The sequence below is a fragment of the Bradyrhizobium sp. UFLA05-109 genome (assembly GCF_054185165.1).
Window position 1 is genome coordinate 1 of the sequence record NZ_JBBIAR010000023.1, and the last position, 11807, is coordinate 11807.

At 61.3% G+C, this 11807-nt stretch carries 13 protein-coding genes; 8 read left to right on the top strand and 5 right to left on the bottom strand.

What is annotated here, in order from left to right; translation table 11 throughout:
* Positions 1 to 830 (bottom strand): AAA family ATPase (locus Q3C01_RS18290; protein ID WP_458146700.1); only part of this gene is annotated, 830 nt, incomplete at its 3' end.
* A 404-nt stretch (positions 831 to 1234) separates the two neighbouring features.
* Between Q3C01_RS18290 and Q3C01_RS18295 the strand changes: the two genes are divergently transcribed.
* From Q3C01_RS18295 to Q3C01_RS18305, 3 genes are all read left to right on the top strand, one after another.
* The gene (locus tag Q3C01_RS18295; protein ID WP_458146701.1) at positions 1235 to 1669 is read left to right on the top strand and encodes an ABC transporter substrate binding protein; all 435 of its coding nucleotides are present in this window, start codon (positions 1235 to 1237) and stop codon (positions 1667 to 1669) included.
* Positions 1670 to 1941: 272 nt separating this feature from the next.
* Complete coding sequence (locus Q3C01_RS18300) at positions 1942 to 2919, top strand: ABC transporter substrate-binding protein (protein WP_458146702.1); 978 nt, start codon at positions 1942 to 1944, stop codon at positions 2917 to 2919.
* Between the two features lie 27 nt (positions 2920 to 2946).
* Positions 2947 to 3189, top strand: a complete 243-nt coding sequence (locus tag Q3C01_RS18305; RefSeq protein WP_458146703.1) for a DUF992 domain-containing protein — start codon at positions 2947 to 2949, stop codon at positions 3187 to 3189.
* A gap of 352 nt (positions 3190 to 3541) precedes the next feature.
* On the opposite strand, the gene Q3C01_RS18310 is transcribed toward Q3C01_RS18305, so the two are convergent.
* From Q3C01_RS18310 to Q3C01_RS18320, 3 genes are all read right to left on the bottom strand, one after another.
* Positions 3542 to 4300: a COG4705 family protein gene (locus Q3C01_RS18310; RefSeq protein ID WP_458146803.1), complete on the bottom strand. Its 759-nt coding sequence runs from the start codon at positions 4298 to 4300 to the stop codon at positions 3542 to 3544.
* 85 nt (positions 4301 to 4385) lie between these two features.
* Positions 4386 to 4778, bottom strand: a complete 393-nt coding sequence (locus tag Q3C01_RS18315) for a hypothetical protein (protein WP_458146704.1) — start codon at positions 4776 to 4778, stop codon at positions 4386 to 4388.
* Between the two features lie 46 nt (positions 4779 to 4824).
* Entirely contained in the window at positions 4825 to 5574 is a 750-nt protein-coding gene (locus tag Q3C01_RS18320; protein ID WP_458146804.1) for a COG4705 family protein, read from the bottom strand.
* Positions 5575 to 5856: 282 nt separating this feature from the next.
* Here Q3C01_RS18320 and Q3C01_RS18325 point away from each other — a divergent pair, with 282 nt between their 5' ends.
* A complete protein-coding gene (locus Q3C01_RS18325; RefSeq protein WP_458146805.1) occupies positions 5857 to 6519 on the top strand; it encodes a response regulator transcription factor in 663 nt (220 codons plus the stop codon).
* On the top strand, positions 6516 to 7841 hold the full coding sequence (locus Q3C01_RS18330) for an ATP-binding protein (protein ID WP_458146705.1): 1326 nt from the start codon (positions 6516 to 6518) through the stop codon (positions 7839 to 7841). The genes Q3C01_RS18325 and Q3C01_RS18330 overlap by 4 nt, the downstream gene beginning before the upstream one ends.
* Positions 7842 to 7853: 12 nt before the next feature.
* Here the strand turns inward: Q3C01_RS18330 and Q3C01_RS18335 are convergent, their stop codons facing one another.
* Positions 7854 to 8519, bottom strand: coding sequence for a GntR family transcriptional regulator (locus tag Q3C01_RS18335; protein WP_458146706.1), 666 nt, complete (start codon positions 8517 to 8519; stop codon positions 7854 to 7856).
* A 120-nt stretch (positions 8520 to 8639) separates the two neighbouring features.
* Between Q3C01_RS18335 and Q3C01_RS18340 the strand changes: the two genes are divergently transcribed.
* The 3 genes from Q3C01_RS18340 to Q3C01_RS18350 all read left to right on the top strand — a co-directional run bounded on the left by Q3C01_RS18340 (position 8640) and on the right by Q3C01_RS18350 (position 11763).
* Positions 8640 to 9437 carry an enoyl-CoA hydratase/isomerase family protein gene (locus tag Q3C01_RS18340; RefSeq protein ID WP_458146707.1) on the top strand — a complete coding sequence of 266 codons (798 nt, stop codon included), beginning with the start codon at positions 8640 to 8642 and terminating at the stop codon, positions 9435 to 9437.
* 10 nt (positions 9438 to 9447) lie between these two features.
* Positions 9448 to 10707 carry a CaiB/BaiF CoA transferase family protein gene (locus Q3C01_RS18345; protein ID WP_458146708.1) on the top strand — a complete coding sequence of 420 codons (1260 nt, stop codon included), beginning with the start codon at positions 9448 to 9450 and terminating at the stop codon, positions 10705 to 10707.
* 63 nt (positions 10708 to 10770) lie between these two features.
* Complete coding sequence (locus Q3C01_RS18350; protein WP_458146709.1) at positions 10771 to 11763, top strand: Bug family tripartite tricarboxylate transporter substrate binding protein; 993 nt, start codon at positions 10771 to 10773, stop codon at positions 11761 to 11763.
* The last annotated feature ends 44 nt before the right edge of the window (positions 11764 to 11807 follow it).

Sequence of the window (11807 nt, forward strand, 5' to 3'; positions counted from 1 at the left end):
TCACCCAGTACCGCTTCACCGGCGTGCAGGGTTTCGTGGAGTGACGTTCCATCGTTTTCCGCCGCCACGAACAATAGAGTACGGGTCGTATCAGGAAGATCGGACACGCGATTTGAGAAGGCGCGCTCCAGGCGCTCCGTCAGCGGAAGCCACGGGGTGCCTTGGGCATCCGCTGCCCGCTCGCCACGCGGCAGTTCCACGAGCGCCAGTGGGTTGCCGGCAGCCTCTTTGAGGAAGCGGTGCCGCAGGCCGACAGAAAGGCCTGGTGCGTGGAAGTCCAGCAGGCGCTCGGCGTCGGCATCGTCAAGTCCCGACAGTCGGTGCCGAATGGTAGAAGCATCTCCGAAGGAGCGACTGAACCCGTCGCGCATAGCCACGAGGAGAACGATGGGATCCGAACTCAGCCTGCGCGATACAAAGGCGAGCACGTCAAAGGTTGCCTGGTCCAGCCATTGCGCATCGTCGGCGATAAGAAGGATAGGCTTGTGTATCGCGCTTTCGGTCAAAAGATTCAACATGGCGAGCGCCACGAGAAAGATGTCGGGCGAGCCTAGGTCATCATGCATGCCGAAGGCGGTCAGCAATGCGGATCGCTGGCGAGGAGCCAAATCCGAAGCGCGCTCCATAAGGGGGCGCAGTGCTTGTTCGAGGGCTGCATACGGCAGGTGGACTTCGGCGAGAACGCCGGTCATGCTCAGCACCGAGACACCGCGTTCTCTGGCCTGGTGCCTAGCCCTTTCGAGGAGCGCAGATTTGCCAATTCCCGGCTCGCCGGTGATAACAAGTGTCGATCCGGCTCGATTGATCCGTTCAATCAGCCCATCGATCATGGTGATGTCTTGCTCTCGGCCCTGCAACACATTGAACGCCGATCGGGCGGTAACAGTGCGCCCCCTCGGGCCCCGCAAGTCGGCTTTTTTCCCCCGCTTTGCCATCCGACAACCGTTAAAGATGTGGCAGTAACAATCTCTTAGCTGCCTGGTCATCTTACCATGCGCCCGGGACCACTGCAGGACCAAATCCGGCGCATGCTTGAACTCGACGTCAACTTGTTGCCCATCAGCGAAGTGGCGGCCGTGCTCATTGAGGTCCGCTCAGTGGGGCATCGCTGACTGAATTTGCTCCCGCTGAGTTCTTCGCATTTTGCCCCAACTGCGACGAGGGGATGCCAGTTCGGTTCTATCAAGGTGCTCGGGAGCCGCTATAATGTCGTTTCTTGAACGATGGGACGAATATGAGGCGGCGGGAATTCATCACTCTTCTCGCGAGTTTCGCCATTGCGATTGCGTTGTCGCGCGCCATCGAAACGGCGATTGCGATGCGTGGATGGGAGCCCGGCGGAGGTCTCGTCGTTCAATCGGATGGATTTATGTTTGTCCATCGTGCAAAGGTCATATCGCTGGCAACGCAACACCATGTTCCTTCGGTTTCAGATCGAACGCTTCCTACCGAACAGGGCGGGCTACTCTCGTATGGCCCAGTAGACGATGACCTGTTTGTTGGGGCCGCCCTCTACGTCGATCGCATCCTCCACGGCATGAACCCGGCAGAGCTTCCGGTTCAGGTGCCGACTAAATTCGAGCTGAGATTAAATCTCAAGACTGCAAAGATGCTCGGCCTTACGATCCCGCCGTCAATCATGACCCGCGGCGACGAGGTTATTGAATGATCCTGCGCTGCATGAGTTCGATGTTGCCCTAAGCTCAACCGCGCTCAAGCCATTGTCACGGCGGCGATCGGCGGTTAGCCGGACGCCGAGTGCGCTTGCCTTGACCGCCGCTTGTGACCTGGGGCGGCGGAACATTCCGCGTCGACGCATGCCGCCATACGCTTGATCAAGTGAAAATGCACATAACCCAAAGATATCCTTTTTGCTCCCACAGGCCCGCCGCCACGGTGGTAATCTCGTATCCATTAGCGTGGTCCTTAGAAGAGCGATATATGCGGCGGCGGGAGTTCACTAAGCTTGTAGTATCAAGCGTCGTCACATTGTCGCAGATCGACGCGCGCGCACAGCAGTCGCCCCCGGTTATCGGCATCCTAGGAAGCTCAACGGCCGACGACTATAGTCCAATGATAGCCGCCTTCCGGAAAGGGCTGAGCGAAACCGGCTATTTCGAGGGAAAGAGCGTTGGCTTCGAATACGCATGGGCTGACGATCACTATGATCGGCTCCCCGCGCTGGCCGCCAAGCTAGCCGATCGACGGGTTAGCCTGATCTTAGCAGCAGCAACACCGTCGGCGGTGGCGGCAAAGTCGGCGACCTCAATTATCCCTATCGTATTCGCGATCGGCGGCGACCCGGTTAGGACCGGGCTGGTGGCTAGCCTCAATAGCCCGGGCGGAAATGTAACTGGCGCGGCGCATATCAACGTCGATACAGCGCCGAAACGGCTGGAACTTCTGCACGAGCTGTTGCCGAGCAGGACTTCGCTTGGACTACTGACGAACCCGACTAATCCGCTCACGTCCTCAGTTGAGAGCGAAGTAAGAGCCGCGGCCGAAGCCTTGGGTATCAAGCTGACTACATTTCACGCGAACACGGACGAGGAGATCGAGGCAACCTTCCAGAACGCTGCCGGGCTCGTCGCCGGCATAGTGATTGGCACAGACCCGCTGTTTACGAGCCGCGCCATGGTGTTGGGCGCGAAGTCCCTCGAATTCAAGCTTCCGGCCGTCTATCAGTACCGAGACTTTGTGGCAGCTGGCGGCATAATGAGCTTCGGCGGCGACATCAAGGATTCCTATTATCATGCGGGAATCTACGCCGGACGAATACTCAACGGCGAGAAGCCGGCCAATCTTGCCGTGCAACTTTCGACACGGGTGGAACTCTTCATAAACCTAAAGACTGCCAAGGCTCTCGGATTAGAGCCACCCGTGGCGTTGATTGTACGCGCCGATGAGGTGATCGAATAAGGGGCAGGATTACTCGCCTGGGTTTGGATGTCGGCGTCACGGGAGGGGGGAGGCTATTCTGGGGGGCTTGCGCCGACGAGCCATATCGGGCCAGGCGCGCTGCGTGGGACTTTCGTAGGTGCAAGCGGCAACGCGTCGCTGGGTTTGGGACTTGGCGCCAATGTGCTTGTAGGAGGATCCCACCGTACGATCTCGCTGCAACCGTTGTCGGTCGAGGGACAATTTGGTGTCAATCTGGCGGTAGGGGTAGCGGGCCTGAGGCTCTACTAGCCGGCAGGCTCGCTACGTCTTAAGCGCGTCGACCTTCGGCACTTGGCGCACGCGGGAGTCTGATCCGCGGCGATGGGCGGGATCGGTGCCCGAGCGCAGGTCACACGGATCAGATATCGGTTCGTTTTGATGTGCAGATGACCGACACGCGGGGAAAACTGGCAGGGCCGGCTTCACGCCGACCGGACATGCAACTTCGTTGGGTGATTTTACTTAGTCGATTACCCCACGAGCCGCAGCCGACCGTGGTCGGTCTGCTTGTGAGGGTAGCATTCGCTGGCCCAAAGCGGCTTCGGTTGGGAAGGCCACAGCCGGAGCAAATCGAAAAAGATCCCCTTAGACCAACTGAGAATTAGGCGTGCTGTCCTGCTCGCTGCGGCAGGGCAAATACAAGCGCTGCAATCGCGAACGCCAGGGCAATGGAGGCCGTGTAGCGACTGAGAGCCATGCCGCCGTGATCCAGCGGCTTGTCCAGGAAATCGCCGACGGTCGCGCCGAGCGGCCTGGTCAGCACGAACGCGATCCAGAATAACAGAGTGCGGGACGTTCTGGTCCACAAGTAAGCGGCGGCAACGATCGCAATGCCGGCGGCGAAGACGATGGCACCGCCGCGATAGCCGAGCCCCGTCGAATCCGCCATCCAGTCGCCAAGGGCCGTTCCAAGCGTCTGCGAGAATAGGATCGTGATCCAATAGAAGGTCTCAGCCGTCTTGCTGTTGATCGATGCGATCGAGACCGACCCCATCGTTCGGTACCAGATTGCGAGTGATGCAACGAGCAGACCCGCGAGTAGAGACGAGCCACCGAGATAACCGATGCCGAGCGATCGATCGACGAAGTCGGCGAATGTCGTGCCGACGGTCGTGGTGGCGACAATGACGGCCCAATATAGAAATGGATGGAACCGCTTGGCTGCCATCTGTGCGGCGACAGCGACAGCGAACGCGATGGCGAATATTGCGGTGCCGACGAGATAACCGAGATCCATCGACATGGTCACGGCATCGCCACCGGTTTCGCCGAGTGTCGTTGCCAGAATCTTGATGATCCAAAAACCCAGCGTGACCGCAGGGACTTTGCCGACGTCATTGGCGACAGCGTTGTCGTTCATTAAATTCATGAGGACCTTACTCCAGGAAGAGGTCGGCGACGGTCGGAACCATCACCGGATGATGTTCGAGATGACGGGAGAGGCCTCAGGCCTTCATCGAATCCATGACCGACAGCAGGTCGGCGAGCGCCTTTTTGCATTTTTCGGTGTCAGGATTGCTTTCGCGAAGCGCCTCGAGAGCCCGATCGATAGCCTTGTCGACGGTGTGCCAGTCAGCTGCCGCGCGTGGCTTCAGTCCCGCTTCCGCCTCGTCCCATCGGGTCTCCAGGTCCTTGATGCGCGTTTTTGCGCCAGCGAGGTCGCCCTTGTCGACGAGAGCCGCCACGTCGGCGGCGATGCTGCGGAATGGAATCAGGTCACCAAGCTTAGGTTGAGCAGCTTCCGCCCGGGGGAGGAGGGAGACTGCGCTCTCACCGTAAGGAAAGGATTGAGCGAGGGTGACTGCAAAGATTGCCGTGGCGCATTTGGATATTGTCATGGTTGCACTCCTTGGATGGTGGATTTGCAGCGTCCGGATGGGGAATTCATTCGCCGACGAAGGCGCTGCGGCTCCGGGCGCGCTCAAACGTCAGCCACGCGACCAGCGCAAAGATGATCGCGAGGAAAACGAGGCTGGTGTAGATCGTGCCGAGACCAAGCCCGCCATAGTCGCGGGACTGGGACAGAAGATCGCCGAGCGAAGCGCCGAGCGGGCGCGTCAGGATGTAGGCGAGCCAGAAGGTCAGTACTGCGTTGGCGCCGAGCGCATAAGCGGCGCCGATCGCCGCAATCAGCGCAGCGAACGCCGCGACGCCGACATTGAAGCCCAGCCCCAGTGCTTCGGTCGCAAGATCTCCAGCGGCGGTGCCGAGGGCGAAAGTGAAGAGGATGGCCGCCCAGTAGAAGAGTTCACGCCGCATTGTGACGATGGTGTGGATCGACAATGTCCGTTCCACCGCGTACCAGACGGCGAAGATCGCTGTCAGGGTCGTCGCGAACGCCGCGGTGCTAACGTAGAGGCTGATCTCGAGCTTGTCAGTGAGCGCATCGGTGATCTGCGTGCCGACGATGCTGAGCAGAACGACCGTCAGCCAGTAAATCCAAGGGACGTTGCGGTTCATCCTCAGTTGCACCACCAGCGCTGCGAGCAGGAAGCCGGCCATGAGAAGTCCGGTTACTGTCGTCCCAAGGCCGACATGAACGGTGAGATAGTCCGCTCCCGTCTCGCCGACGGTGGTCGACATGATCTTGATCGCCCAGAAGACGAGGGTGACCTCGGGGACCTTGTTCAGCATTCCACTATCGATGCGCAAATCATAAGGCACGTCGCTAGGCTCCTGTGCGGGAGAATGGGAGATCGATCCGAAGCGAATGTGCATAGGCAGACTTAGCTCCGCCTTAGGAGGTCTCGGAGGCGGGGCAGGACTTGCGGAACATCCTAAGTCTCTCCTAAGTTTGGGCCGCCACAGTCCGGCGGGGAACAGGAGAGGATTGATGTTCCGTTCACTCCACGCCGCGAGCCCTGCGCTGCTGCCGATAACCGCAGTTGCCTCGGCAGAGGGCCGGCTCGCCGCGTGATGCGCGTCCTCCTCGCAGAAGACGACAAGATGATCGGCGCCGCCGTCGTAGAGGCGCTACGGGATGCCGCCTACGCGGTCGACTGGGTGCGGGACGGCAACCTCGCGATCGAGGCGACTCGCAACGAGACGTATGACATTGTGCTGCTTGATCTCGGGCTGCCGGCCGTCGACGGTCTCGACGTCCTGAAGATCGTGCGCGCCCGCAACGCGCGCTTGCCGGTGATCATCCTCACGGCGCGGGATGCCCTAGACGATCGCATTCGCGGCCTCGATCTCGGCGCCGACGATTATCTCATCAAGCCTTTCGAAATCAGGGAACTGTTGGCGCGCATGCGGGCCGTGATCAGGCGCGAGGGCAGTGGAGCCGCGCCGATCCTGACCAACGGGAAGCTTCAGCTCGACCCGGTGACGCGCGAGGCTACCTTTCTCGGCGAGAAGGCAATTCTCAGCGCTCGCGAATTCGCCCTGCTTCAGGCTCTTCTTCTGCGTCCGGGAATCATCCTTTCCCGGGGCGAGCTTGAACGTCACATCTACGGCTGGAGCGAAGAGGTGGAAAGCAACGCTGTCGAGTTCCTGATCCATGCCGTTCGCAAGAAGGTCGGCGTCACGGCGATCAGGAACGTTCGCGGCGTCGGCTGGATGGTGGACCGTTCAAAATGATCGAGTCGCTGCGCGGTCGCCTTCTCATCGGACTTGCGGCGATCATCATTGTGACCAGCGCGGTCGGTGGCACATTTGCGTACATGTGGGCCTATAGCGAAGCAATTGAGATTCAGGATTCCGTCCTGATGCAGATCGGAACATTTGCGCTGAGTGCGCCGCTCAGGCAGAGCGCGCCCGTACGTGGGGTCGATGCGGACTCCGAGGTTGCGGTCGTCGAGCTGGGAGACGCGCCGCGCGGTCCCGTCGACAACCGTCGACTCTGGAGTCTCAAAGACGGATTGCACAACGATGTCTATCAGGGTCAGCCAGTCCGCGCTCTGCTGCGAACGCGGCCGGACGGCAGCCGGTTTGCGGTGACGCAAGGTACCGAAATCCGCACCGAGCTCGCGGCCGACATGGCAGTGCGCAGCTTGCTGCCAATCGCAGCGCTTGTGCCATGCCTGATGCTGGTGATTGCGGTCGTCATCGCACGATCCCTACGGCCGATGGTTCGCCTCGCGGACGAGCTCGACGCGAGGAGGGCCGATGATACGGGTCAACTCAAAGTGACGGGTGCGCCGAGTGAGCTTCAGCCGTTTCTTGCCTCGATCAACGGATTGCTTGTGCGGAGCCACGCGACGATGGAGCAGCAGCGACGTTTTATTGCGGATGCTGCCCACGAGCTGCGGACGCCCATCACCGCGCTCAGCTTGCAGGCCGAAAATCTCGATCCTCTCGACATGCCGGCGGGGGCGCGCGATCGCCTCGATACCCTGAAGAGCGGCATGCGGCGGGTGAAGCATTTGCTGGAGCAACTCCTGGCGCTCGCCCGCCAGGATTTGGCGCCGGCGGAAGCCAGCGAGACGGTCGATCTGGACAAGATTACCAAGGATGTCGTTGCCGATCTATTGCCGGAAGCAGCGGCGCACCGGATCGATCTCGGCTTTACGCTGGTCCAAGCCGTCGCCGTGCACGGCGATTCATTGGCTCTCGCGTCGGTCATCCGAAACCTGGTCGAAAATGCGGTGAAGTTCACGCCCGACGGTGGCAGGGTCGATATCGGCGTTTTTAGCGAGGCCGGATCGGCCGTCGTCCAGATCGAAGACACGGGGCCCGGGATTGCACCGCCGGATCTCGAGCGAATATTCGAGCCGTTCTTACGCGGCCGGCAAGCGAGCGGCGAAGGGGCCGGGCTCGGTCTTTCGATCGTGAAAGGGATTGTCGACCGGTTAGGCGGCTCGATCGCGCTCGAGAATATGGTTGGTGCCGAACAGTCGGGGCTGCGCGTCACGGTCAAGATGCGGGCGCTTGATGAAACGGGGGGGCGGCTCGGAACGTGAGGCGGCAAGTCCTCACGCAATGCACTGCGTGCGATCGCCGTTATTCGTCTCGGCAAATCCCGCTTGCAAAACCTCGTCGCGCTTGTGGCGGAGATGGGCGCGCAGGATGTGGGAGAGGCCGACGCCGTCGCGCCGCTGCAGCGCGTTGAGGATTGCTTCGTGCTCCTGGACGGCGCGGGCCCAACGTTGCGGCGTCATCGGCGTGACGTAGCGGGCGCGGCGAATGCGCGCCGTGACCGAAGCATAGAGTCCCGCGAGCACGGGATTGCCGGCCGCGGCGACGATCGCTTCGTGGATGGCGCGATTGCCGCGATAGTATCGGATCAAATCGCCTTCGCGATAGTTCTGCACCATCGCCGCATGCGCGGCGGCAATCTCGTCGATCTCGCTATCGGTGATGCGCTCGCTGGCGAGCTCGCCGGCAAGCGCCTCAAGGCCCTGGCAGACCTCGAAGAGGTCGCGCATGTCCCTGTCAGTCAGCTTCGCCGCGCGCGAGCCGCGATGAGGCAGCAGTTGCACGAGACCCTCGGCGGCGAGCACCTTGAGCGCCTCGCGCAGCGGCGTGCGCGAGATCTGGAGCCGCTCGCACAGCTCGCGCTCGGGTATTCGTGCGCCCGGCGGTATTTCGCCGTCGAGCAGAATGGCGCGGATGCGGCTGACGACGTCCTCATGAAGCATAGGACAAGGCTCAAGTTTGCATGCAAAAATGAGACTATAGACTAAAATACAGAAGTTCCAGCTTGAAAATGTCAAATTTTGCATTCAAAAAATGGAAAAGGACAAAAGGGACAAGAGGAAATGGACCTCCAGGTCGCAGAGGCGGAAGGCCTCGTTTTCGAGCGTGAGGACGGCATCGGGTGGATCACTTTCAACCGCCCGCAGGCCCGGAATGCCTTCACCTTCGCGATGTATGAGCGGCTCGCCGCAATTTGCCAGGAAGCCAACAGCGATCATTCCATCAAGGTGCTGTTGCTGCGAGGAGCGGGCGACAAGGCCTTCGCCTCGGGCACGGACATCAATCAGTTCCGCGAATTCAGGACGCCGCAGGACGCGCTCGATTACGAGAACCGGATCGATCGCGTGCTCACCACGCTCGAGCAATGCCGGGTGCCGACGATCGCGGCGATCAACGGCTTCTGCACCGGCGGAGGGGCGGGGATCGCCGCGGCCTGCGATCTGCGCATCGGCACGAAGAGCGCGCGTATCGGATTTCCCATCGCGCGAACCCTCGGCAACTGCCTGTCGATGTCCAATGTCAGCCGTCTCACTGCGCTCATTGGTGCCGCGCGCGTCAAGGATCTGATCTTCACCGCGCGCCTCATTGATTCCGTGGAAGCTGCAAGCGTCGGCCTGCTCAGCGAGGTCGTTGAGGACATTGCGGCACTCGACAAGCGTGCCGGCGAGGTCGCCCGCCTGCTCGCCAGCCACGCGCCGCTGACGCTGAACGCGACGAAGCAGGCGGTGGCCCGCTTGCAAAAGCGGCTGCCCCGGGAGGAGGGCGAGGACCTCATCCTGATGTGCTACACGAGCCAGGATTTTCGCGAAGGGCTCGATGCCTTCCTCAACAAGCGCGCCCCGCAATGGCGCGGCCAATAGGACGAGCCGAATGAAAAAGGATCAATCGCACTCCACCGCTCGCCCCATGGGACCGTTGGCCGGCCTCAAGGTCATCGATCTCACCCATGTCATGGCCGGGCCGACTTGCACCTTGATGCTCGCCGACATGGGCGCTGACGTCATCAAGATCGAGAAATGGCCGAACGGCGATGACACCCGTCATTCGGTGCCGCCAAAGATCGGTGACGAGGCCGCCTCTTTCCTGATGATGAATCGGAACAAGCGCGGCATCGTGCTGGATCTGAAGACCGCCGGCGGCAAGGAGGTGCTGCGACGGCTGATCGCGAGCGCCGACGTGCTGGTCGAGAATTTTGCGCCGGGTGCGATGGAGCGTCTCGGTTTTGGTTACGAGGACCTGCACAGAGAGTATCCAGCGCTGATCTATTGCTCGCTCTCGGGCTTTGGCCGCACGGGTCCCTATAAAGACCGTCGTGGCTTCGATCTCGTCGCGCAGGCGATGAGCGGTATCATGAGTTTTACCGGCGAGCGCCCCGATGGTCCGCCGGTGAAATGCGGCCCGCCGCTGTCCGATATCACCGCCGGCCTGCTCGCGAGCATGGGCATCCTTGCGGCCTACGCGCATCGCCTGAAGACCGGCGAAGGGCAGTGGGTCGAGACCTCGCTCTATGAAGCGGCCCTGGTGCAGACCTATTGGCAATCGACGATTGCGCTCGCCGCGGGCACGGCGCCGCGTGCGATGGGCTCGGCGCATCCGCTCAATGCGCCGTATCAAGCCTTCGAAGCTTCCGACGGCTGGCTGGTGGTCGGCGGCGCCAACAAGAAGCATTGGCTGTTGATGCTGGCGGCCCTCGGCGCGAGCGAGCTCGCATCCGATCCCCGCTTCGTCACCGGCGCCGACCGCATGGCGCATCTGAAGGAGCTCGAGGAGGTTTTGAGCGAACGCTTCCGCACCAGGACGCGAGCGCATTGGCTTGCGGCCCTGGATAACAAGGGCGTGCCGTGCGGACCCGTGCACGACATGCTGCAAGCCCTGAGCGATCCGCAGACGCTGGCGCGCGAGATGGTCGTCGAGGTCGAGCATTCGACCCTCGGCCCGGTAAAGACCATCGGGCTTCCGGTCAAATTCTCGGAGACGCCCGGCAAGGTCCGTTCCGGTGCCCCCGTCTATGGCGAGCATACGCGCGAGGTGCTGACGGAATACGGATTCGATGAAGAGCAGATCGAAGCGCTCGAAAAACAGGGCGCAATCGTTTCGGCGTCCACGAGGCGCGAGGAACGAGTCGCCTGACCGCGCGTCGATACGACAGACAAGAACAACAGACAAAAAGCAAAAAATCAGCCGGAGGATATCATGCGCAGCACGTCGACACTTCTGCTTTCCGCAGCCGCGGTCATCCTCGCAGGCACGATGCCGGCTTTTCCGGCCTGGCAACCGCAGAAGCCGATCGAGTTCGTCGCCACGGCAGGGCCGGGTGGCGGCACCGACAATCTTGCGCGCGCGGTGCAGAACATCATCACCAAGTACAAGTTGACCGAGCAGCCGATCGTCGTCGTCAACAAGGGCGGTGGCAGCGGCGCCGAAGGCTATGTCTATGGCAAGGCCTCGGCGGGCGATCCCTACAAGCTGATCTTCGGCACGTCGAATGCCTGGCAGCAGCCTCTCGTCTCCAAGGTCGCCTTCAACTACACCGACCTCACCCCCATTGCGGCAATGGCGCAGGACGAGTTTTTGCTCTGGGTCAAGCAGGACGCGCCCTACAAGACGGCAGGCGACTATCTGAAGGCGGCGGCATCGAGCGAATTCAAGATGGGCGGCGCACAGTCAAAAGACACCGACGAGGTGCTGACCCGAATGATCGAGAAGGCCGGTCACGTCAAACTGACCTACATCCCCTTCAAGAGCGGCGCCGAGGCCGCCGTGCAGCTCGCCGGGGGGCACATCGATTCCCACGTCAACAATCCCAGCGAAAGCCTGGGACAATGGCGTGGCGGAACACAGCGCCCGCTCTGCGCCTTCAGCCCGAAACGGTTGCCGCAGGGCCCGAAGATCACCGCGACCGAAGGCTGGAGCGACGTTCCGACCTGCGTCGAGCAAGGCCTCGACATCAGGCAATATGAGCAGCCGCGCACGGTGTGGCTGCCCGGCAAGGTCACACCGGACCAGACTGCGTTCTATGTCGACCTCATGAAGAAGGTGCAGGCGACACCGGAATGGAAGGACTACATCGAGAAGACCTCCCAGGTCGACACGTTCCTGATCGGCAGCGACTTCGACAAGTTCATCAAGGAGGACCTCGAGCACCTCAAGCAGGTGGCGAGCGAGCAGGGCTGGCTCATCAAGTGAAAGCCTAAGCTGCAATCCTGATGTCTCCTGTCGGACTGGAGCCC

Coding starts and splice junctions, on each gene's coding strand:
- Q3C01_RS18295 (WP_458146701.1), top strand. CDS start 1,235: ATGAGGCGGCGGGAATTCATCACTCTTCTCGCGAGTTTCGCCATTGCG.
- Q3C01_RS18300 (WP_458146702.1), top strand. CDS start 1,942: ATGCGGCGGCGGGAGTTCACTAAGCTTGTAGTATCAAGCGTCGTCACA.
- Q3C01_RS18305 (WP_458146703.1), top strand. CDS start 2,947: ATGTCGGCGTCACGGGAGGGGGGAGGCTATTCTGGGGGGCTTGCGCCG.
- Q3C01_RS18310 (WP_458146803.1), bottom strand. CDS start 4,300: ATGAACGACAACGCTGTCGCCAATGACGTCGGCAAAGTCCCTGCGGTC.
- Q3C01_RS18315 (WP_458146704.1), bottom strand. CDS start 4,778: ATGACAATATCCAAATGCGCCACGGCAATCTTTGCAGTCACCCTCGCT.
- Q3C01_RS18320 (WP_458146804.1), bottom strand. CDS start 5,574: ATGCTGAACAAGGTCCCCGAGGTCACCCTCGTCTTCTGGGCGATCAAG.
- Q3C01_RS18325 (WP_458146805.1), top strand. CDS start 5,857: ATGCGCGTCCTCCTCGCAGAAGACGACAAGATGATCGGCGCCGCCGTC.
- Q3C01_RS18330 (WP_458146705.1), top strand. CDS start 6,516: ATGATCGAGTCGCTGCGCGGTCGCCTTCTCATCGGACTTGCGGCGATC.
- Q3C01_RS18335 (WP_458146706.1), bottom strand. CDS start 8,519: ATGCTTCATGAGGACGTCGTCAGCCGCATCCGCGCCATTCTGCTCGAC.
- Q3C01_RS18340 (WP_458146707.1), top strand. CDS start 8,640: ATGGACCTCCAGGTCGCAGAGGCGGAAGGCCTCGTTTTCGAGCGTGAG.
- Q3C01_RS18345 (WP_458146708.1), top strand. CDS start 9,448: ATGAAAAAGGATCAATCGCACTCCACCGCTCGCCCCATGGGACCGTTG.
- Q3C01_RS18350 (WP_458146709.1), top strand. CDS start 10,771: ATGCGCAGCACGTCGACACTTCTGCTTTCCGCAGCCGCGGTCATCCTC.